The sequence below is a fragment of the Flindersiella endophytica genome, from assembly GCF_054779015.1.
Genome location: NZ_BAAGYY010000003.1, coordinates 156646 through 177283, shown reverse-complemented (window position 1 = coordinate 177283; position 20638 = coordinate 156646). Strand labels below are relative to the sequence as shown.

The 20638-nt window shown below is 68.4% G+C and carries 18 protein-coding genes and 2 pseudogenes; 15 read left to right on the top strand and 5 right to left on the bottom strand.

The features are described 5' to 3' along the window. Positions 1–196: 196 nt before the first annotated feature. From ACYVF6_RS02115 to ACYVF6_RS02095, 5 genes are all read left to right on the top strand, one after another. Positions 197–1522: an ABC transporter substrate-binding protein gene (locus ACYVF6_RS02115; RefSeq protein ID WP_460515106.1), complete on the top strand. Its 1326-nt coding sequence runs from the start codon at positions 197–199 to the stop codon at positions 1520–1522. Between the two features lie 8 nt (positions 1523–1530). Further along, entirely contained in the window at positions 1531–2451 is a 921-nt protein-coding gene (locus tag ACYVF6_RS02110) for a carbohydrate ABC transporter permease (RefSeq protein WP_460515104.1), read from the top strand. Further along, positions 2448–3290: a carbohydrate ABC transporter permease gene (locus ACYVF6_RS02105; RefSeq protein ID WP_460515102.1), complete on the top strand. Its 843-nt coding sequence runs from the start codon at positions 2448–2450 to the stop codon at positions 3288–3290. Before ACYVF6_RS02110 ends, ACYVF6_RS02105 begins: the two co-directional genes overlap by 4 nt. 9 nt (positions 3291–3299) lie before the next feature. Beyond that, the gene (locus tag ACYVF6_RS02100; RefSeq protein ID WP_460515100.1) at positions 3300–5558 is read left to right on the top strand and encodes an alpha-L-rhamnosidase; all 2259 of its coding nucleotides are present in this window, start codon (positions 3300–3302) and stop codon (positions 5556–5558) included. A gap of 138 nt (positions 5559–5696) precedes the next feature. Then, positions 5697–6701 carry a LacI family DNA-binding transcriptional regulator gene (locus ACYVF6_RS02095; protein WP_460515098.1) on the top strand — a complete coding sequence of 335 codons (1005 nt, stop codon included), beginning with the start codon at positions 5697–5699 and terminating at the stop codon, positions 6699–6701. A 62-nt stretch (positions 6702–6763) separates the two neighbouring features. Here the strand turns inward: ACYVF6_RS02095 and ACYVF6_RS02090 are convergent, their stop codons facing one another. Beyond that, positions 6764–7132: a MerR family transcriptional regulator gene (locus tag ACYVF6_RS02090; RefSeq protein WP_460515096.1), complete on the bottom strand. Its 369-nt coding sequence runs from the start codon at positions 7130–7132 to the stop codon at positions 6764–6766. 177 nt (positions 7133–7309) lie between these two features. Here ACYVF6_RS02090 and ACYVF6_RS02085 point away from each other — a divergent pair, with 177 nt between their 5' ends. Further along, complete coding sequence (locus ACYVF6_RS02085; protein ID WP_460515094.1) at positions 7310–7738, top strand: Hsp20/alpha crystallin family protein; 429 nt, start codon at positions 7310–7312, stop codon at positions 7736–7738. A 301-nt stretch (positions 7739–8039) separates the two neighbouring features. Here the strand turns inward: ACYVF6_RS02085 and ACYVF6_RS02080 are convergent, their stop codons facing one another. Further along, positions 8040–8798: an LLM class flavin-dependent oxidoreductase gene (locus ACYVF6_RS02080; RefSeq protein ID WP_460515092.1), complete on the bottom strand. Its 759-nt coding sequence runs from the start codon at positions 8796–8798 to the stop codon at positions 8040–8042. Positions 8799–8996: 198 nt separating this feature from the next. Further along, positions 8997–9354: pseudogene (locus ACYVF6_RS02075) on the bottom strand (dihydrofolate reductase family protein). Positions 9355–9751: 397 nt separating this feature from the next. Here ACYVF6_RS02075 and ACYVF6_RS02070 point away from each other — a divergent pair. Further along, positions 9752–11101 (top strand): hypothetical protein, encoded by a 1350-nt coding sequence (locus ACYVF6_RS02070; protein WP_460515090.1) that lies wholly within the window; start codon positions 9752–9754, stop codon positions 11099–11101. Between the two features lie 406 nt (positions 11102–11507). After that, a complete protein-coding gene (locus ACYVF6_RS02065; RefSeq protein ID WP_460515088.1) occupies positions 11508–12161 on the top strand; it encodes a TetR/AcrR family transcriptional regulator in 654 nt (217 codons plus the stop codon). On the opposite strand, the pseudogene ACYVF6_RS02060 reads toward ACYVF6_RS02065, so the two are convergent. Then, a pseudogene (locus ACYVF6_RS02060) lies at positions 12148–12246 on the bottom strand (transposase); the annotation flags it as partial. The gene ACYVF6_RS02065 and the pseudogene ACYVF6_RS02060 overlap by 14 nt on opposite strands. A 460-nt stretch (positions 12247–12706) precedes the next feature. Between ACYVF6_RS02060 and ACYVF6_RS02055 the strand changes: the two are divergent. From ACYVF6_RS02055 to ACYVF6_RS02025, 7 genes are read left to right on the top strand one after another with little or no spacing between them, the layout of a single operon-like run. After that, positions 12707–13090: an ArsR/SmtB family transcription factor gene (locus tag ACYVF6_RS02055; RefSeq protein WP_460515086.1), complete on the top strand. Its 384-nt coding sequence runs from the start codon at positions 12707–12709 to the stop codon at positions 13088–13090. 12 nt (positions 13091–13102) lie between these two features. Next, positions 13103–13591, top strand: coding sequence for an NADH-quinone oxidoreductase subunit B family protein (locus tag ACYVF6_RS02050; protein ID WP_460515084.1), 489 nt, complete (start codon positions 13103–13105; stop codon positions 13589–13591). Continuing rightward, positions 13588–15609 (top strand): proton-conducting transporter transmembrane domain-containing protein, encoded by a 2022-nt coding sequence (locus ACYVF6_RS02045; protein ID WP_460515082.1) that lies wholly within the window; start codon positions 13588–13590, stop codon positions 15607–15609. Before ACYVF6_RS02050 ends, ACYVF6_RS02045 begins: the two co-directional genes overlap by 4 nt. After that, positions 15606–16568, top strand: a complete 963-nt coding sequence (locus tag ACYVF6_RS02040; protein ID WP_460515080.1) for a respiratory chain complex I subunit 1 family protein — start codon at positions 15606–15608, stop codon at positions 16566–16568. Before ACYVF6_RS02045 ends, ACYVF6_RS02040 begins: the two co-directional genes overlap by 4 nt. Next, positions 16565–17227, top strand: a complete 663-nt coding sequence (locus tag ACYVF6_RS02035) for a hypothetical protein (RefSeq protein ID WP_460515078.1) — start codon at positions 16565–16567, stop codon at positions 17225–17227. Before ACYVF6_RS02040 ends, ACYVF6_RS02035 begins: the two co-directional genes overlap by 4 nt. Further along, positions 17224–18759 carry a proton-conducting transporter transmembrane domain-containing protein gene (locus ACYVF6_RS02030; protein WP_460515076.1) on the top strand — a complete coding sequence of 512 codons (1536 nt, stop codon included), beginning with the start codon at positions 17224–17226 and terminating at the stop codon, positions 18757–18759. The genes ACYVF6_RS02035 and ACYVF6_RS02030 overlap by 4 nt, the downstream gene beginning before the upstream one ends. Then, on the top strand, positions 18756–20276 hold the full coding sequence (locus tag ACYVF6_RS02025) for a hydrogenase large subunit (RefSeq protein WP_460515074.1): 1521 nt from the start codon (positions 18756–18758) through the stop codon (positions 20274–20276). Before ACYVF6_RS02030 ends, ACYVF6_RS02025 begins: the two co-directional genes overlap by 4 nt. Here ACYVF6_RS02025 and ACYVF6_RS02020 read toward each other — a convergent pair. After that, a complete protein-coding gene (locus ACYVF6_RS02020; protein ID WP_460515072.1) occupies positions 20245–20601 on the bottom strand; it encodes an MmyB family transcriptional regulator in 357 nt (118 codons plus the stop codon). The genes ACYVF6_RS02025 and ACYVF6_RS02020 overlap by 32 nt on opposite strands. Positions 20602–20638: the final 37 nt, after the last annotated feature.

Sequence of the window (20638 nt, the reverse complement as noted above, 5' to 3'; positions counted from 1 at the left end):
TCTGGCCGACCGCGGCAACCTCTTGACGTCGCCTGGGTCACAACCTAAAGTCGGGCGCAACCTTCGTGGAAAACGTTACCCACTGATCGTTGAGTGAAACGTTTCAATACGTACTCTAACTGGTACTACGCGAAAGAACGTTTCCCGACGTCATCCGGCCTCGATCGCCTTGGCGGTCCATTGATCGGAGGTACGCATGAGGCCCGACTCCTCATACCGCCGCCACCTGGCTGTTGCCGTGCTGGCCACCGGAGCACTCGCCCTGTCCGCGTGCGGCGCGGGCTCCCTGGGCGCCAGCGACAGCCCGGAAGGCAAGACCCAGATCACGTTCCTCGTCGGCAACGATCCGGCCAACGTGAAGATCGCGAACGCCGTGATCAAGGCGTTCGAGTCCGACAACCCCGGTATCGATGTCCGCCTGGACACCCGACCCGGTGGCAGTGAGGGCGACAACCTGATCAAGACCCGGCTGTCCACGGACGAGATGGCCGACGTCTTCCAGTACAACTCCGGCTCCCTGTTCCAGGCGATCAGCCCGGAGAAGAACCTCGTCCCGGTGACGAGCGAGAGCTGGGTGGGCAAGCTCGACGGCGCCTTCAAGGAGGTCGTGAGCGCGAACGGCAACGTCTACGGCTCGCCATGGGGCCCGAGCACCGGTGGCGGCGTGTTCTACAACACCAAGGTCTACGACCGGCTCGGTCTCTCGATCCCGGCGACCTGGGACCAGTTCATGGCGAACAACCAGAAGGTCAAGGCCGCCGGTCTCACCCCGGTCGAGCAGACCTTCGGCGACACCTGGACGTCGCAGATTTTCGTGCTCGCCGACTATCACAACGTCGCCGCGGCCGATCCGTCGTTCGCGAGCGACTACACCGCCAACAAGGCGAAGTACGCCACCACCCCGGCCGCCCTCGCCGGCTTCCAACACCTCGAGGACGTGTTCAAGTCCGGCTATCTCAATCAGGACTTCGCCTCGGCGAAGTACGAGGACGGCCTGACCGCGGTCGCGACCGGCAAGGCGGCGCACTACCCCATGCTCACCGTCGCCGTCGCGCCGATGTTCGGCGTGGCACCGAAGCACGTCGACGACGTCGGCTTCTTCGCCCTGCCCGGTACGGACGCGGCCAAGGCCGGCGCCACCATCTGGGAGCCGAACGGCATCTTCATCCCGAAGACGACCGAGGGCGCCAACCTCGAAGCCGCCAAGAAGCTCCAGGCGTTCATGGCGTCCCCGAAGGGCTGCCAGGCGCAGGCACGGCCCGCGCCCGTCGGCGGGCCGTTCGTCGTCGAGGGCTGTGCGCTGCCGAGCAACGTGACCACGGCGGTGAAGGACCTCAACGCCTACGTCGAGAAGGGCGCGGTGACGACGGCTCTGGAGTTCCAGTCGCCGGTCAAGGGCCCCGCGCTGGAGCAGGTGACCGTGGAGGTCGGCTCCGGCATCAGGTCCGCCAAGGACGGCGCGGTCCGCTACGACCAGGACGTCGAGAAGCAGGCCCAGCAACTGGGACTCGAAGGCTGGTAGAGCGCCACATGTTGCAGACCAGACCGGCAGCGCCCGCGACCAAGCTACGCGAGGACGCCGCGAAACCGCGTCGGCGCAAGAGTCCGTACCCCTTCTGGTTCGTCCTGCCGGCCGGGATCGTCTACACGACTCTGTTCCTCGTGCCGGCGTTCGCCTCGTTCTACTTCAGCCTGACCCGGTGGACGTTGTTCGAGACGGAGTTCATCGGCCTGGACAACTTCGTCCAGTTCTTCCAGGAGCCCGCGCTGGCGTCCGGTCTGATGCACACCCTGATCTACGCCGTCGTGACCTGCGGGCTGAAGGTCGTCCTCGGGATGGGGCTGGCGTTGCTGCTGACCTCGCGGATCCTCGGACGGGCGTTCATGCGCTCGGTCGCTTTCTTTCCGGTACTGGTCAGCACGATCGGGGTCGGCATCACGTTCACCGTGCTGATGAACCCCGAGCGGGGCGCCATCAACGGCGCGCTCGGCGCGGTCGGCATCAGCGGGCCCGGGTGGCTCACCGATCCACAGCTGGCGCTGCTGTCGGTCGCGCTCGTCGATGTCTGGAAGGGCGTCGGGCTGGCGACCGTCATCTACATGGCCGGCATCCTGGCGATACCGAGGGAGTACTACGAGGCGTCCAAGGTGGACGGCGCCGGCTCGATGCAGAACTTCTGGCACGTGACGCTGCCGCTGGCCAGACCGGCGACCGTGTCGGTGCTGATCCTTTCGCTGATCGGCGGGCTGCGGTCGTTCGACCTGATCTGGGCGATGACCAGGGGCGGCCCTGGGTTCACGTCCGACGTCATCGCGTCGGTGATCTACAAGCAGTACCAAGCCGGCTTCTATGGCTTGTCGACCGCGGGCAACGTGATCCTGTTCCTGCTCGTGACCGGCATCGTCGTACCGCTGTTCTGGTGGTTCAACCGGAAGGGAGCCCAGGAATGAGCGCAGCCGTGAAGACCCGCCGTTACAACTATCCGCTGAGCGCGCTGGCACTGGTCCTGTTCACGATCGTGTTCCTGCTGCCGTTCGCGTTCATCCTGCTGACCGCGGCCAAGGACCAGCAGGACGCCGCCGCGCTGCACTTCTCGTGGCCGCAGCACTGGCAGCTGTTCGAGAACGTCAGGGAGGTGCTGCGGACCCGCGACTACATCCTGATCATCGCGTTCATCAACAGCACGATCCTCACCGTCGTGAGCGTCACGGCGATGGTGGTGCTCGCCTCGGCCGCGGCGTTCGTGCTGCAGCGGCGGCGCAGCCGCTGGAAGGGGCCGATCAACCTGCTGATGCTCTCCGGGCTGATCGTCCCGCCGGCGGTGGTGCCGACCATCTGGGTGATGCAGCTGCTCGGCATCTTCAAAACGCTGCCAGGTCTCATCCTGGTCGAGATCGCGTTCGGCCTGTCGTTCTGCGTCCTGCTCTTCCAGGCGTTCATGGCAACGATTCCACGCGAGCTCGACGAGGCCGCGATCATGGACGGGGCGAGCCCGCTCGGACTGTTCTTCCGGATCGTCCTCCCGCTGCTGCGGCCGGTGATCGTCACGGTCGTCGTGGCGCAGTCGGTGTTCGTCTGGAGCAACTTCACCAACCCGCTCTACTTCCTGCCCGGTGAGAAGAACGCCACCGTTCAACTGACGCTGTTCAACTTCCAGAGTCAGTACGACACCTCGTACAACCTGCTGTTCGCCGATATTGTCTTGATTACCGTCCCGCCCCTGTTGCTGTTCCTGTTCTTCCAGCGGCACATCGTCGCCGGCCTGACCGCCGGATCCGTCAAGGGTTGAAAGGTGAACATGTCCGACACCGTTTCCTGGTCCGCCTCGATGATCACCCCGTACGCCGACCTGGGCTCGGCTCCCCTGTTCCGCAAGGAGATCGAGCTCGACGCCGGTCACGGCGCCGTCGAGACCGCGGTGCTGCACGTCAGCAGCCTCGGCGTCTTCGAGGCCGCGATCGACGGCCGCGCGGTCGGCGACGACGTGCTCAGCCCGGGCTGGAGCAGTTATGAGTGGCGGCTGCGGTACCGCTCCTACGACGTAGCCTCGTTCCTCGGCGAGCGCAGCGTGCTCACCGTCTCGGTCGGCAACGGCTGGTACCGCGGCCGGCTGGCGTTCGCCGGGATGCGCGAGTTGTACGGCGACCGGCTCGGCCTGATCGCCCAGCTGGAGATCGGCTTCTCCGACGGGCACCGGCAGGTCGTCGGCACCGACGAGACCTGGACCGCCGTCGGCTCCGACGTGCTGGCCGACGACATCTACGACGGGCAGACCATCGACGCCCGCCGGCGCAACCCGGACTGGCACACGTTCGGCGCGAAGCAGCGGTGGGTCGTCAACGCCCGCCTGCTCGACTTCGACAAGGCGCGGCTGACGCCGTATGTCGGTCCGCCTGTGCTGCGGCAGGAAACGCTCGCGCCGGTGAAGATCTGGACCTCGCCGTCGGGGCGTACGCTGGCCGACTTCGGTCAGAACCTCGTCGGCTGGCTGCGCTTCACCGTCCGCGGCCCGCGCGGCAGCGAGATCCGGATCCGGCACGCGGAGGTGCTGGAGGACGGCGAGCTCGGTGTGCGGCCGCTGCGAGACGCGCAGGCGACCGACCGCTTCATCCTGAGCGGCGAGGACGACTTCTTCGAGCCCACGAAGACGTTCCACGGTTTCCGGTACGCCGAGATCAGCGGCTGGCCCGGCGAGCTGACGTCCGATTCCATCTCGGCCGTCGTCGTGCACTCCGCGCTGCGGCGGATCGGGTCGTTCGAGTGCTCGGATCCGCTGCTCAACCAGCTGCATCGCAACGTCGTCTGGGGCACCAAGGGCAACTTCCTCGACCTGCCGACCGACTGCCCGCAGCGCAACGAGCGGCTCGGCTGGACCGGCGACATCGCCGCCTTCGCACCGTCGGCGGCGTACCTCTTCGACGTCAACGCGTTCCTGTCCGACTGGCTGGCCGACCTGGCGCTGGAGCAGCGTCACCACGACGGCATGGTGCCGTTCGTGATCCCCGACGTGCTCAAACTGCTGCCCCGCCCGGGCGGATTCCCCGCGCCGGACAGCACGGCGGTCTGGAGCGATGCCGCGGTCTGGGTGCCGTGGACGCTCTACCAGGCCTACGGCGATCGCGGCGTGCTCGAGCGGCAGTACGACTCGATGGCGGCGCACGTACGCCGGGTCGGCACGCTCACGTCGCCGAACGGGCTGTGGGACACCGGCTTCCAGTTCGGCGACTGGCTCGACCCCGACGCGTCCCCGCACGAGCCGGCGAACGCCAAGGCCGACAAGGGTGTGGTCGCCACCGCGTGCCTCTACCGCTCCGCCCGGATCGTGGCCGAGACCGCCACGCTGGTGGGGCGGCCGGACGATGCCGCGGAGTTCGAGGCACTGGCGGCGCGTACGCGTTCTGCGTTCAACGAGCACTACGTCTCGGCTGACGGCGTTGTGTTCTCCGACTGCACGACGGTCTACACGCTGGCGATCACGTTCGGGCTCCTCGACTCGGAGGTCGAACAGGTCGCGGGCTCGCGGCTGGCCGAGCTGGTCGCCAAGAGCGGCTACCACATCTCGACCGGCTTCGCCGGCACTCCGTTCATCACCGACGCGTTGACCAGGACCGGCCACCTCGACGCTGCCTACGCGCTCTTGATGCAGCAGGAGTGTCCGTCGTGGCTGTACCCCGTGACGATGGGCGCCACCACGGTCTGGGAACGCTGGGACTCCATGCTGCCCGACGGGAGCATCAACCCCGGCGAGATGACGAGCTTCAACCACTATGCCCTGGGCGCGGTGGCCGACTGGATGCACCGGGTCGTCGGCGGGATCGCACCACTGGAGCCGGGCTACTCGCGGGTGCTGATCGCACCGCGGCCGGGCGGGGGCCTCACCTGGGCGAAAGCCGGTCTTGACACACCACACGGCCGGGTCGAGGTTGGCTGGCGTAGCGAGGACGGCGTTCTCACGGTCGACACCGAACTCCCGGACGGAGTCACCGGCGTGCTGTCGCTGGCGGGGCGGCCGGACACGGAGCTCGGTGCGGGCTCGCACACCGCGGAGGTTCGGTGACCTCTTTCGCAGCCGTCTGACCTGGGATTGCGCGGGCGGCCCAGCCGGACCCTCCGTACACTTCGAGACGAAACGATTTTTCGGTCGCCTCGGAGGAACCGTGTGAAGCCACCCGCGTCACCGCGGCGAGTCACCATCGTGGATGTCGCACAGCACGCCAAGGTGTCCGTCACGGCAGTCTCCAAGGTGCTGCGCGATGCCTATGGCGTGAGCCCGGCGATGCAGGCGAAGGTGCGGCAGGCCATCGCCGAGCTCGGCTACCGGCCGAAGGCCGCGGCGCGGGGGATGCGCGGTCGTACGTACACCGTCGGCGTGCTGGTGCCCGACATCCGCAACCCCTTCTTCGCCGACATCCTGGACGGGATCACCGACCGCCTCGGCGACACCGACTACCAAGTGCTGCTGGGACCGGCCTGCGGTGAGCGCGAGGAGACCGCGGTCACCGAGTCGATGATCGACCGCGGGATGGACGGGCTGATCCTGGTCGCCCCGCAGTCCAGCCGTACCCGCCTCGAACGGATGGCTGGTGACGTGCCGACTGTCGTGGTGGGCCGGCACGGCCGCTCCACCCCGTACGACACTGTTGCCGACGACGACTTCGCGGGCGCCGCTCTCGTCGTCGACCACCTCGCCGCGCTGGGGCACCGGCGGATCGGGCACGTCGAGCACCAGGAGAAGAACCGGGTACGCCTGGCCGAGATGCCCAACGCCATCCGGGCCGCCGGCTACCGGGAGGCGATGGCGGCCCACGGCCTGGCCGACGAGATCGCAATCGCCTCCACCAGCTACACCCAGGAAGGCGGCTACCTCGGCACCAAGGAGTTGCTTGCCCGCTCCCCCCGCCCGACCGCCATCTTCGCCGGCGCCGACATCGTGGCGATCGGGGTGTTCGAGGCCCTCGCCGAAGCCGGCCTCTCCGTACCCGGCGACATCTCCGTCGCGGGGTACGACAACACGTCCTACGCCGCCTTCGCGCCCATCTCCCTCACCAGCGTCGACCAGGCCGGCCCGCAGCTGGGCGCCAACGCGGCCCGGCTGCTCCTGGACCGCATCACCGATCCCCACAAGCCGTCGACGCACGTCATCCTCTCCCCCACCCTCGTTGTCCGGCGCACCACGACGGCTCCGCCGCCTGCGGCGTAAACCGGCGGCCCGGGGTTTTGTTCACCTGGTTTGCGCGGCGGCAGGGCCGGGGCCCGGGGGCGTCAGCGGTGAGGTGGCTTCTTGGTGAGCCGGTCGATCTCACGGTGGGCGTCGTGGAGTTGGCGTTCCAGGTCCAGCACGCGGGCGATGCCGGGCAGGTTGATGCCCGCGGTGGCCAGTTCGTTGATGTGCCGTGCGGTGTCGAGGTCGTCCGCGCTGTAGCGGCGGGTGCCGCCCTCGGAGCGGCCGGGAGCGAGCAGGCCGGCGCGTTCCCAGGTGCGCAGCATGTGCGGCTCGATGCCGGTCAGCTCGGCTGCCACCGAGATCGCGTAGACACCACGATCCCCGCTCGGCCCTGGTTCTGTTCCTGGCACCAGGTCGGCCGACGCGCCGGTCGGGGTGCTGACGGGGTGCTGCGTACGGCCTGCCATCGCCCTCCACGTCTCGGGGCTGCATCTGCGGTCAGCCGGTCCAAAATCTGCGCTTGACAATCAGATTATCAGGCCGATAATCAGAGGTAAGTACATCGGAAGCGGCAAGCTTCCGACAACGTCGAACCTCTTCACAACCACAACCGAGACGAAAGCAGAGCAACAGGAGTGGTGACGATGTTGATGCGGACCGATCCGTTCCGCGAGCTGGACCGGCTGACCCAGCAGGTGTTCGGCACAACAGCGCGTCCGGCGGCCATGCCGATCGACGCCTACCGCAAGGACGACTGGTTCTACGTCCACTTCGACCTTCCCGGCGTCAAACCGGACGACATCGAGCTCACGGTGGAACGCAACGTGCTGAGTGTCAGGGCACAGCGTCGCGGCGCCACCCAGGACGGCGAAGGCATCGAGCTCGTGGCCTCCGAGCGTCCCCAGGGCTCCTTCAGCCGGCAACTCTTCCTCGGCGACACCCTCGACACCGACAAGCTCGAGGCCGACTACGACGCCGGCGTCCTGACCATCCGGCTCCCCGTCGCCGAACACGCCAAGCCACGCCGCGTCGAAGTGTCCAGCACCAGCCAACGCCAGCAACTCAACGCCTGAACCAGGACTTGGGGCCCGGACACCGGCTGAGCCGGGCCCCAACCGGCCGCCCAGAGCGAGGTGAGCTTTGATGGCATCCACGTTGCAGCCGCCGGCTCCTCTGCCTCGCCCGCACCGGCGACGGGCAGGACGAGTCCGGCGTAGTCCCAGCGCTCCGTACAACCCCATCCCCACCGCCACCCGGCCTGCACCGAGCCGGCCCGGCTGCCGGACCACCCCCTAGACGATCTGTTCCAGGGGTCGCCTGACGCGCGACGCCATGCGCCGCGCGCTTGACCGGCGACCCCTTGGAACAGACCGCCTAGTGTCCGGCCAGCTTGGCAACGACCGGGGCGAGCGTGTCGGCGGAGTTGGCGCCGAAGACGAAGTAGGAGAAGCCGATCTCCTCCCGTCGCCGCTGGATCTCCTCGGCGGCGGCCGCGGGGTCGGCCGGAAGAATCGCCAGCGAGTTCGTCGCGCGCAGGGCTGTCGGGTCGATGTCGGGCGGCGCCATGAACGGCGCGCGGGCGTCACCGACCACCGCGACATGCTGCGAGAGCTCGACGTCGCGGGTGGGGCGGAACTCGCGTACCACCCGCGTGATCTCGGCCCGATCGTCTCCCGGCATCAGCGCGAAGGTGGCTGTGTCCGCTTGGTCGGCCGCCAGGGCCCGGGCCTTCGGTCCGCGTACGGCCATCACTACCGGCGTGTGCAGGTCGGGGCCGTCGAGATCTCGCAGCGTCGTCACGGTTTTCCGTACCTGGGCCAGCCGCTCGCCCGGCGGCAGAACGGGCAGTCCCAGCTCGGATTCGATGCCAGGCCTGCCGATGCCGATGCCCATCTCGAAGCGACCCTCGGTGAGCACTGACAGCGAGTGCGCTTCCCAAGCGGTGTTCGGAGCCTGCCGCAGCGCGGAGGCGTACACCCAAGTACCGACTCGCAGGTCAGCCACTGTCGCCGCGACGGCCAGCGTGGGTCCAGGCGCCGGCTGCCAAGGTGGGACGTCCGGCATCAGCAACGTGGAGTACCCGCTGTCGGCGATCCGGCGCACCTGGTCCCGCCATGCCGGCAGGTCCGTCATGATCGGGGCGACGACCCCGAATCGGAAAGGTCTGGTTCGGCCAGTTGTAGTCACGATCTGCTCCAGTCAACGTCGATCAGTTCCCGTTCCACCCGTGCTCCTTCGATGCTAGGGAGACCAACCGGCGCCCGAATCCGTATCTGAATCAGTAATCGCCCGACCGGTACCCGAAGCCCGCGCTGATCCGACGTCGGGCACTCAGCGCCTGGTCTCGTACCTGGCCAGGACCACACCGTCGGGAAACGTCCGGGTCTCCAGCAGGCTCAGGTTCACCCAGTTGTCCAGGGCTGTGAAGAACGGCGTGCCGCCGCCCACCAGGACCGGATGGGTGACGATCGCGTACTCGTCGATCAGCCCGGCCCGCATGGCCGCCGCGGCGAGCGTGACACCGCCGATGTCCATGGAGCCGCCCGTACAGCGCCAGGCTCGTCGCCCCCACCCGGTCGGACCACCATTGGAACAGCTCGTGGCTCGGTACGCCCCAGCTGAGGTCGCCGCCGGGCGCGGCGATGTAGCCGTCCAGGCTCACGTTCATGGCGAAGGTCAGTTTGCGCATGGCGTCAACCTCATGTCTTCTCCTTGCCGAGGTGGCCACTGCGACCTCCCTGCACCTTCCCCACGAACGGCGACCGCCCGATCCGACACCGCGCCACGATTTTCCGCCGCCTGGCAACAAAACAAACGAAGCGACGGCCGCCCGGCCGTCGCTCTCAAGAACGCCTCCGCGACGTCATGCGCGCACTCGCACACCAGCCCCTACCCACTCATGGGGCAACCTTCCGTGGTCTTGCCGAGTCGGTACTTGTGTAACGTCGGCTGAACTGCAAGGACACGATGTGTCACTGATTCCCACGTTAGCGGCCTGCGCCGCGGTGCTCCTGGCCGCCGGGTGCACACAGGGCCAGCCGACCGCCTCGCCTTCGGATTCGGCTGCGAACCAGAACCTCGGCAGCGTGAAGGATCCGCCCCTCACAGACAGCTATGTCGGCGCGCCCGGGCAGGACGGCTCCGGTGTCGTGGAATTCCGCGCCACGACGGGGGAACGCCAGGTGGTTGCCCCACCGAAGCCGCAACCAGGTTTGCGGTTCGGCGCCGCCGTGTTCTCCGGCCAACTGATCGAGATCGAACACCGCAGCCCCAACTTCCTGCTGGTCGGAGCACCCGGACTGACTGTCGACGGCAAACCGGACGCCGGCGGCATCTTCGTGTTCGAACGCACGGGTAAGACGTTCCGATACCTCGACCTGATCACCCAGAACGACGTCCTGGTCCGCCGCTCACAGACCAAGCAGTCCACCGCCACGCGCTGGCACGCTCAAGCCGGCGCCGAGTTCGGCGCCGCGATGGACGCCCATGCCACCGAGGACTACGGCGCGACCCAGGTGTACGTGGGCGTGCCCGGCCTGGACGTCGGCGACGCCAGGGCCGCCGGTGGCGTGGCCGTCCTGGACCTCACCAAGTACATCGAACTCGACTACAGCGGCAAGCTGCCAGACGTGCAGGGTGTGCTGCACACGCTGGACAACCGCGGCTCCCCCCGCCCACCGCAGTCCGGCGACCGGCTCGGCACGACGCTCACAACGGACTGGTGGGGCGCGCCCGGAGCCACAGTCGATGGGCAGCCGGGCGCCGGGCTGGCGGTCGCCGGGTTGACGTACCGCATCCACCACCTTGGCAAGGACGGTGTGCCCGGAAAGCCGGCGGCCGGCGACGCGTTCGGCTCGTCGTTCGCGCCGGGCCGGGACGGTGGCATCTGGATCGGTGTACCCGGCCGCGACGTCGACGGCGTCCGGGACGCCGGCATGGTGGTCGGCCTGGAACGCGTTGCGGGCCAGTGGAGGTTCCGAGGCGGACCGGCATACACCGAGAACGACGCCGACGGTACCCGGGCAGAGCAGGGCGACCGGTTCGGTGCCGCACTCTGTGCATACATCCAGTACGACCGCGATCCAACCGCGCTGCTACTGGCCGGTGCGCCCGGCAAGGACGTCGACGGTGTCACCGACGCCGGCGCGGTCATCGGGATGCCCGACGCACCCAACCTCACCGCCAGGACAACAGGAGGCCAGGTGACCGCCAGTGCACACTTCGGCGCCCAACTCTCCTGCGGGGCCGGCAACACCGGCAAAGCGACCGAACTGTTCATCGGCGCACCCGGCGGCCAGGGCAAACTCGCCGGCACCGTCGTACACGGCATCCACCCACCAGGTGACCGGCCGCTCAGATGGAACCAATGGACGCTACCCAACGCCGAACCCGGGGACGTCTACGGCAGCAACCTGGTCCAACGCGACTGGTACTGACCAGCACTGATTCGCGTTATCCATCGCGACCTGGTATCGCCGACGGCTGAAGTCGAGACTCGATCCAGCGATCGTCTCGCACCGCGTACGCAGTAGTCCGAATCCCTTTGTTTCATCGGGTTCGCACGTTTCCGCACGGCCAGAAACAGGAGCGAACTGCAACCAGAGCATCAACCTGCCGACGTCACGGTGGCCCTCGAGTTCGTCCCGGCCGCCGGCGTTCACACCTGTGACCTGTGGGTGGGGCGTGTCGAGTCGGGCCCAAGCATGGCCCCCGGTGCCGCAGCCGACGTCGAGAACGCGCGCTCCCGGCGTGGGGGTCAGCAGATCGTCGGAGCGCTCGCGCGGCCGAGCGGCCTGCGGCTGGCGCTCCGCGCGGTCAAGGGCGGCGATCACTGGAGTCGTCATGCCGGTCAGCTTCCTGCTTCAAGTCCACGTGAAGTCAACGGTTTGCGCGCGCGAGGCATACCGGCAGGCCACCATCGACGAGATCAAGAACCTCGCCCGGCAACAGCTCGCCGAACAGGGCCCGGGCGGGATGTCGCTACGTTCGATCGCCCGGCAGATGCGCACCTCACCCTCGGCGCTCTATCGCTACTTCGCCAGCCACGACGATCTGATCAGCACCCTCTGCGCCGAGGCCTTCGACTCCCTCGCCGACGCCGTGGCCGCCGCTCGCGACACCCGTTCCGCCGACGACCACGCGGACCGCTGGTGGGCGATCTGCCAGGCCTACCGCGACTGGTCCCTGGCCCACCGGGCCGACTTCGCGCTGATCTTCGGTACACCCGTCCCCGGTTACCAAGCCTCCGGCGACGTCACCACGCCCGCCGGGGGCCGGCTCACCACAGTCGCCCTCACCACCTACCACGATGCTGTCCGATCCGGCGCCGCCGACCCCGGCCGAACCGAGATCTTCGGCAGCCTCACCCACCTCATCCACGACACCGACCAGCTCTACCGCGCCCACGCCCGCGCCGTCATGCACACCATGGGATACCAACCAGCACTCATCCAGCAGCTGGACTCGGGCGCTGTGGGAATCCGAAGCGGGCGTTGAGTGACTCGACGGCGCTGGTGGAGTAGATGACGCGGCGGATCTCCACGTCGTAGTCGAGGTAGGGCACGAACTCGCTCCACGCGCGGTAGGCGGGATCTCGTGGCATGCGGCGTTCGCGGTCTATCTGGTCGGCGTCCCACTCGGCGTCGGCACGCTACTCGCCCTCCCCGCACGCGCGGCGAAACAGCCGGCCGGCAGCGGCCAGGTCGGCGTTGGCGGCTGCGAAAGGCCTAGGCAGCGAGGATGGCCCGCTGTCGAAGGAACTGCGGCTCGAGTACGAGCTCACGCTGCCGAGCACTGAGCTCGGCAGCCACCCAGTCCGTGCCTGATCGAAGCTCCAGAGGGCCGCGCGCCTCGCCAATACTGAACAGGCCCAGGGTGATCAACGAGGCACCCCCGCGAGAGACCAAGCCCGGAAGGGAAGTCGCGCGCCGCGGCACCCGGCCCAGGTGTGTTGGTTTTCGTAGTTGCTAAAGTTGGCAAGTAATGAAGATCTACAGGCGTGGGCAGTCGGCTCGCCGTTTCGAGCGGACGGGTCGGTGCGGGTGAGTACGCCGCTTTATCAGCTGAAGGCGGAGTTCTTCAAGACGCTCGGCCATCCGGCGCGGATCCGGGTCCTGGAGTTGCTCAGTGAGCGTGAGCATTCGGTGGGAGAGATGCTGCCGGAGGTTGGTATCGAAGCGGCGCATCTGTCGCAACAGCTGGCCGTGCTGCGGCGGGCGGGTTTGGTGACCACCCGCCGCGAGGGGTCCACGGTGTTCTACTCGCTGGTCAGCCCGTATGTCGCCGAGCTCTTGGCGGTGGCTCGGACCATTTTGACCAATGTGCTTTCTGGTCAGGCCGAGCTGCTGGAGGACCTGCGCGGTACCGGCGGCGTCAGCGGAGCCGGTAGGAAGTCCTCGTCCAAGCGCCGCTCGTCGAGAAGTTGAGGGAATGTCGTTGTGGGTTTGTTGCGGAAGATCCTGCGGACCGGCCGGGTGGCCGAGCCGGCGCCGGGCCTCGAGGAGGGCGGCCGAGTGAGCCCGGAGGTCGCGGAGTCGTTGGGCGGATCGATGCAGCTTCGGCACGTGGACGCGGGGTCGTGCAACGGCTGCGAGATCGAGATCGGTGGGGCGTTCGGGCCCGTGTATGACGTTGAGCGGTACGGCGCGCGGTTGGTCGCTTCGCCGCGGCATGCCGACGGCCTGCTGGTGACCGGGCCGGTGACTCACAACATGGCGGAGCCGTTGCGGCGTACGTATCAGGCCGTGCCTGGGCCCAAGGTGGTCATCGCGGTCGGTGACTGTGCCCGTGACTGTGGTGTCTTCTCCGGTGGACCGGGTGTCGCCGGTGCGGTCGGAGACTTTGTGCCGGTCGATGTCGAGGTTGCGGGCTGTCCGCCACCTCCCGAGGCGATCGTCGCGGCGTTGCGCGGTGTGACCGGCCGGTGAGCGTGGCACAGATTGGCCTGGCGGTGTGCCTGGCCATGGCAGGGCTGTCCGCGCTTGCCGGATTGCTGGTTCCGGTACGGCTTCGGTCGGCGGTGGTCGGCTGCGCCCTCGCGGTGTCGGGTGGTGCGGCCGTGGTCGCCGGGGTTGCCGGGACTGCCGGCGAGCGGCTGGTGGTCGATCTCCCAGCGGTGCTTCCGTTGTTCGGCGTCCATGTGGTCCTGGACCAGCTCGGCGGGTTCTTCGTCGCGGTCACCGGCGCGGTGGCGTCGGTTGTCGGGGTCTATCACGTCGGGTACGGCCGGCGTGCCGGCCGCGTGACGCATGTGGTGCTCGCGGTTTTCGTGGCCGCGTTGATGCTGGTGCCGCTGGCGGCCAGCGTTGCGACGTTCCTGCTGTGCTGGGAGTTGATGGCGCTGGCGTCGCTGCTGCTGGTGCTGTCGGAGCATCGCAAGCGGGCCTCGGTGACCGAGGCGGGTGTGTGGTACGCGGTGCTCACCCATCTGGGGCTGGTGACCATTCTGGTCGGGCTGGTGTTGTTCGCCACCCAGGTTGGTACGCAGGATGGCCGGTTCGAGCAGTTGCGGGAAGGTGCGGAAGGGTTGTCGCCGGCGTTGAGGTCGCTGGTGTTCGGGTTGACGCTGGTGGGATTCGCGTCGAAGGCCGGGATCGTGCCGTTGCACGCCTGGCTGCCGCGCGCTCATCCGGAGGCACCGAGTCAGGTGTCGGCGCTGATGTCGGCGGCGATGGTGAACCTCGGTGTGTACGGCATCCTGCGGGTGGGTTTCGACCTGCTGGGTGGCGGGCCCGCGTGGTGGTGGCTGGTGGTGCTCGTGCTGGGCAGCGTGTCGGCGGTGTACGGCATCCTGCAGGCGGCGATGGCCACCGACCTGAAGCGGATGCTCGGCTGGTCGACGACGGAGAACCTCGGCCTGGTGTTGGTCGGCGTAGGTGCGGGCGGCATGTTCGCCGCCACTGGCGAGCCGGTCGTTGCCGGGCTGGCGATCACCGCCGCGTTGCTGCACATCCTCAACCACGCCACGTTCAAGACCGTGCTGTTCCTGTCGGCCGGCTCGGTGCTGCACGCCACCGGGACTCGTGACCTGGATTCGCTTGGTGGGTTGAGGATCGGCATGCCCGCCACGACGGCGTTCTTCGGTGTCGGTGCGCTGGCCGCTTCCGCCCTGCCGCCTGGCAACGCGTTCGTCAGCGAGTGGTTACTGCTGCAGAGCTTGGTCCACGGGCTGAGGTCGAACGGCGTTGGGACGGCTGTCACGATGACCATCGCGGTGGCGGCGATCGCGCTCACTGCCGGTGTGGGTGTGGCGACGTTGGTGAAGGCGTTCGGGATCGGTTTTCTGGCCAAGCCTCGTAGCCAAGCCGCGGCACGGGCGACTGAGAGCCCGACCAGCATGCTTGCCGCGGCCGGGCTGATGTCCGGTGCCATCCTCGTCTTGGCGATGTTCCCAGGACTGCTGCTCCCGCTGCTGGGCGGCGTGGCCTCGACGATGACGTCGCACCGCGCGATAGCTGCTACACAAGGGCTCCTGACGCTTCGACTGGACGATTTCGCGGGCTCCATCTCTCCGCTGATCGTCGCCGTCGCCCTGACCGTGGCCGGCCTGCTGCTGGTGCTCGCGCTACGAGTCGTGCTCGCGCGGCGGCAACGCCGGGCGGCGCGGCTGTGGGACTGCGGTGCGGGGCCGTTGACCGCGCGGATGGAGTACACCGCGACGTCGTTCGCCGAACCGTTGCAGCGGGTCTTCGACGACGTCCTGGCACCGGAGCAGGATGTGAACGTCACTCATGTCACCGAGTCCCGCTACCTCGTCGACAGCATCGAGTACCGGCGACGTGTCCCCGATCGGATCGAGCGGCGGCTCTACCATCCCGTCATCACCCTGGCCAGACGCTGGGGGAAGGCCGGCCGCCAGCTGGCCAACGGCAGCGTGCACCGCTACCTCGGCTACGGGTTCGTCACGCTGACCGGCGTCCTGATCCTGCTGGCGGTGACGCGGTGAACACCCTCATCGGTGTGACCGGCGCGCTCGCCCAGGTCGTTCTGATCGCGCTCGGCTCGCCGCTGCTGGTCGGCGTGATGCGGCAGGTACGCGCCCGGCTGGAAGGCCGCGCCGGAGCCGGCATTCTGCAGCCGTGGCGGGACCTGCGCAAGCTCCTACGCAAGGAACCTTTGACACCGCAGGGGACGAGTGAGGTCTTCCGCATCGCGCCGTTGGTGCTGGCCGCCACCACCCTGGTTGTCTGCGCGGTGGCGCCGTTCCTGACCACACGGTCGCCGCTGGACCCGGCGGCGGACCTGTTCGCGGTCGTCGCGTTGCTGACCCTCGGTACCGTCGCGACCGCGCTGGCCGGTATCGACACCGGAACCGCCTTCGGTGGTATGGGTTCCAGCCGCGAGATGACGATAGTCGCACTGGTGGAGCCCACGCTGCTGGTCGCGATCCTCGCGCTGGCAGTGCCGGTCGGCTCGACCAACCTGGCCGCGATCGTGGCCGCTACCGCCGAGGAGCCCGGCCGCGTGGTCACACCCGCCGCGATCCTGGCCGGCGTGGCCGTCGCGGTGGCGATCATCGCCGAGACCGGACGGCTGCCCGTCGACAACCCGTCCACGCACCTGGAGCTGACGATGGTGCACGAGGCGATGATCCTGGAGTACTCCGGACCCGACCTGGCCATCGTCGAGTGGGCCTCGGCGATGCGGCTGACGGTGTTCCTCGGGCTGCTGGCGAGCTTCCTCGCACCATGGGGGATCGCCATCGGTGTGGCACCCCTGGCGTTGCTGGTCGCCGTGGCCGCGTTCGCCACCAAGGCCGCCGTTCTGGCCGTCGTCCTCGCGGCGGGTGAGGTGTTCATGGCGAAGCTGCGGTTGTTCAGGGTGCCCGAGCTGCTGGCCGGGTCGTTCCTGCTGGCACTGCTCGCCGTCGTCGCATCGTTCTACAGCGGATCGGTGAGCGGATGAACCAAGCGACGTACGTTCAGCTGCTGAACCTGGCCGCGGGCGCGTTCCTGCTCACGGCCGTCCTCGTCCTGTGGCGCCGCGACCTCGTCCATATCATCCGGCTGTTCGCGTTGCAGGGTGCGTTCCTGGCCGGAATCGTGGCAATCGTCGCGGTGCACGACGGGTCGGTGGAGCTGGGTGTGCTGGCGGCCGGCATCCTCGCGCTGCGAGCCGTCGTGCTGCCGGTCATCGTGCACAGGGCGCTCGGCAGCGGCACCCAGGCACGCGAGACCAGGCCCCTGGTCAACGTGGCGGTGTCCCTGCTCGTCGGCGCCGGCCTGACGCTGCTCGCCTACGCGGTGTCCGCGCCCCTGGTGGCGTTGGCGCCAGGGCCTGCGGCCCAGGCCATCCCGACCGGGATAACCGTCGTTCTGATCGGTTTCTTCGTCCTGGTCACGCGAAGGCGCGCGGTCTCCCAGATCGTCGGATTCCTACTGATCGACAACGGCATCACCACCACGGCGTTCCTGACGACGGCCGGAGTTCCCCTGGTGGTCGAGCTCGCGGTCTCACTGGATGTGTTGTTCATCGTGCTCGTGCTGCAACTGCTGGCCGGGCGGATCCGGTCGACGTTTGGTGACACGGATCTGGACGAGCTGAAGGAGTTGCGCGACTCATGACCAGCCTGCTGGTGGCCGCACCGATCCTGGTACCGGTGCTCGGGGCGGTCGTGTACGCCTTGTTCGGCTGGCGTTCGGGCACCAGGTGGGTAGCCGCGGCCTGCGCGGCCGGGATGCTCGTGGCCGGTGTCACGGTCGCCGTAGCTGTCTCCGTCCACCAGTCCCGTGCCGCCGTCGCCGGGCTGTTGCGGGTCGACGCGCTCAGCGCGTACCTGGTGATCGCGATCGGTGCGGTCGCGCTGATCGCCACCTCGGCCACCCCTGCCTGGATGGCCGGTGAGATCGACGCCGGCCGGGCGACGCCCAGGACGGCACGCCGGCACAGCCTCCTGGTGCAAGCGTTCCTGGCCGCGATGGCCACCGCCGTCCTCGCGGCGAACCTCGGCGTGCTCTGGGCCGCGGTCGAGGCCACCACCATCGCCACCGCGTTCCTGGTCGGTCAACGCCGTACCCGCACCGCGATCGAGGCGGCCTGGAAGTACGTCGTGATCTGCTCGGTCGGAATCGCGCTGGCATTCCTGGGCACGGTTCTGCTGAACTACGCCGCACTGCACGCTGGACCTGACGCCGGACCAGGATCCAGCACTGCGTCGCATACCGGCGGGCTGGACTGGACCACGCTGGTGGCGCACGCGCCGGACCTCGACCACGGCGTCACCCGGATCGCGGTCGCGCTGCTGATCATCGGGTTCGGCACCAAGGCCGGTCTGGCGCCGCTGCACGCCTGGCTTCCCGACGCGCACGGGCAAGCACCCGCACCGGTCTCGGCGCTGATGTCCGGAGTCCTGCTGTCTGTCGCGTTCTACGCGATCCTGCGGGTCAAGGCCGTCGCGGACCCCGCCCTTGGCCCCGGTTTCACCCGTACGCTGCTGATCGTCATCGCGATCGCCTCCCTACTGGTGGCCGCCTCGCTGATCTTGGCGCAACGCGACTACAAGCGGATGCTCGCCTACTCCAGCATCGAGCACATGAGCCTGCTCGCCCTCGGTGCGGCCGCCGGGACACGTGGCGCGATCGCTGCCGTGCTGCTGCACGTGCTCGGGCATGGGCTGGGTAAGTCCGTCCTGTTCATCGGGTCCGGCCGAATCCTGCAGAGCACGGGGACAAGCACGATCGCGGGCGTCCGCGGCCTGCTGGTCCGGCAGCCGGTGCTGGCCGCGTGCTTCGGCCTCGGGATCCTCGCCCTGCTGGGCTTCCCTCCGTTCAGCCTGTTCGCCAGCACGCTCGGCATCGCCACCGCCGGTTTCGCCACGGGCCTGGGCTGGGCCACCTCCGCCGCGCTCGTCCTCACACTGACCATCGGGGCCGCGCTGCTGTCCCACACCAGCCGGATACTCCTCGGCACACCCGGAGACCCCGGCCCGGCAGAGACCAAGCCCGCAGCCGGCCAGTTCCCAGGGTCGCTCACAGGGTCACTCACAGCCAACCTGCCGATGGTGGCCGGGCTGCTCGCCTGCGCCGTCCTCGGAGTCACGCTCGGCCCGCTCAACCACTTGCTCCTCGACGCCGCGGCAACGGTAGGAACACCATGACAACCCCGGGACCAATCGCCACGAGCACCAGATCCACCTTCCATCTCTCGCGGTCCGAGCTCGTCGAGCGCAGCGCCGGCCTGCTGACCGAAGGCTTCCGGCTCGCCCTGGTCGCCGGCCACGACGACGGTGACACCTTCCGGGTCGTCTATCTGTTCCTGGCAACCAACCCCGACCGGCGCACAGAGCTGTCGGTGCACCTGGACCGGGCCGAGCCCTATCTGCCCACGATCGCCGGGATCTCCTTTCCCGGCGGACGGTTCGAACGAGAGCTGCACGACCTGTTCGGCATCACACCAGTCGACCATCCATTACCGCGACGCCTCGTACGGCACTTCCACTGGCCCAAGGGCTGGCACCCGATGCGCGCCGACGCCGGCGAGCCGCCGGCATTCGGCGACCCCGAAGGGCCCTACCCGTTCCGTACGGTCGAAGGGCCAGGCGTCTACGAAATCCCCGTCGGCCCGGTCCACGCCGGACTCATCGAACCCGGCCACTTCCGGTTCTCGGTCGTCGGCGAGACGATCCTGAAACTCAAGCCCCGCTTGTGGTTCGTCTACAAGGGCATCGAGAAGCTCTTCCAGGGCCGCACGCCACAAGACGGTGTCGAGCTCGCCGAACGGATCAGCGGCGACACCGCCGTCGGCCACTGTCTCGCCTACAGCCTCGCCGTCGAAGAAGCCCTCGGCATCCCAGTTTCTCCCAGCGCACAACGCGTCCGCGCGCTGCTCCTGGAGCTGGAACGCATCTACAACCACATCACCGACATCGGCGCACTCTGCAACGACGTCGGCTACGGCATCCTTTCCGCGCACGCCCAACGAGTCCGCGAGCAACTGCTGCGGCTCAACGCCGACACCACCGGGCACCGGTTGCTGCGTGGCGCCATCCGCCCCGGCCACACCGAGATCCAGCAGCTCCCCGATCCCACCGTTCTGACGGGCATCGCGGCCGACATCGCCGAGATCGTCCAACTCGCGCTCGGCAACAGCATCGTGCGGGAACGCTTCACCGGCACGGCCGTCCTGTCCCGCCAGCAGGCCGGCGACCTCGCCACACTCGGCTACGTCGCCCGCGCCAGCGGGGTCGACATCGACGCCCGCAGAGACCACCCCTTCGTCGAACTGACGCCGGCGCTCACCGTCCACACCAGCACCGACGGCGATGTCCTGGCCCGCTTCAACCTACGAGCGAACGAGATCCAGACCTCCCTGAACATCATCACCCAGCTGGCAGAGCAGCTCGAACTCAAACCAGGACTGGCGTTCACCTCCACCGCCCAACCACCCCGGCGGGCCCACGCGAGCAGCGGAGCCGGCATCGTCGAAGGCTGGCGCGGCACCCTCACCCACCGCATCGAACTCGACGACCACGGCCGGCTCACCCGCGTCAAGATCGTCGACCCCTCCTTCTTCAACTGGCCGGCACTCCCCGTTGCCCTCACCGACACCATCGTTCCCGACTTCCCGCTGACCAACAAGAGCTTCAATCTCTCCTACGCCGGCAACGACCTCTAGCCCTCGCAGGGACTCTCCCAGCCTCGCCTGACGCCAGTCCAGCTGCGTGCGGCGGGTTGCCGGGTCTCCAGCCGTGCGAGATTGGCCGCCAGCCGGTGCCGAAGCCCGTTCCGAACAGCGCCGCCGCAGCCTGGTTGTGGGCCAGCACGTCGAGCCGGAAGCCCACGACATAGGCCGGCAGTTGCGACAGCCCGGCCAGCATCACCCGCAACGAGGCGCGCGCCGGCACCGGCCGGTGCCGCGGTGCCGGCGACTCGCACCGGGCTACCAGGTGCAGGTGCTGCCGCTCCGGCTCCGATAGCAGCAGCGCGTCCGCCAGGGGCATCAAGTACTGCGGCGCTGGGCACACCGACCCCTGCCCT

What these genes read in the sequence shown, in the direction of transcription:
- ACYVF6_RS02035 (WP_460515078.1), top strand. Translation starts at nt 16,565, where the DNA reads ATGAACCAAGCGACGTACGTTCAGCTGCTGAACCTGGCCGCGGGCGCG.
- ACYVF6_RS02025 (WP_460515074.1), top strand. Translation starts at nt 18,756, where the DNA reads ATGACAACCCCGGGACCAATCGCCACGAGCACCAGATCCACCTTCCAT.
- ACYVF6_RS02020 (WP_460515072.1), bottom strand. Translation starts at nt 20,601, where the DNA reads ATGCCCCTGGCGGACGCGCTGCTGCTATCGGAGCCGGAGCGGCAGCAC.
- ACYVF6_RS02105 (WP_460515102.1), top strand. Translation starts at nt 2,448, where the DNA reads ATGAGCGCAGCCGTGAAGACCCGCCGTTACAACTATCCGCTGAGCGCG.
- ACYVF6_RS02100 (WP_460515100.1), top strand. Translation starts at nt 3,300, where the DNA reads ATGTCCGACACCGTTTCCTGGTCCGCCTCGATGATCACCCCGTACGCC.
- ACYVF6_RS02090 (WP_460515096.1), bottom strand. Translation starts at nt 7,132, where the DNA reads ATGGCAGGCCGTACGCAGCACCCCGTCAGCACCCCGACCGGCGCGTCG.
- ACYVF6_RS02080 (WP_460515092.1), bottom strand. Translation starts at nt 8,798, where the DNA reads ATGACGGACCTGCCGGCATGGCGGGACCAGGTGCGCCGGATCGCCGAC.
- ACYVF6_RS02030 (WP_460515076.1), top strand. Translation starts at nt 17,224, where the DNA reads ATGACCAGCCTGCTGGTGGCCGCACCGATCCTGGTACCGGTGCTCGGG.
- ACYVF6_RS02110 (WP_460515104.1), top strand. Translation starts at nt 1,531, where the DNA reads ATGTTGCAGACCAGACCGGCAGCGCCCGCGACCAAGCTACGCGAGGAC.
- ACYVF6_RS02085 (WP_460515094.1), top strand. Translation starts at nt 7,310, where the DNA reads ATGTTGATGCGGACCGATCCGTTCCGCGAGCTGGACCGGCTGACCCAG.
- ACYVF6_RS02065 (WP_460515088.1), top strand. Translation starts at nt 11,508, where the DNA reads ATGCCGGTCAGCTTCCTGCTTCAAGTCCACGTGAAGTCAACGGTTTGC.
- ACYVF6_RS02115 (WP_460515106.1), top strand. Translation starts at nt 197, where the DNA reads ATGAGGCCCGACTCCTCATACCGCCGCCACCTGGCTGTTGCCGTGCTG.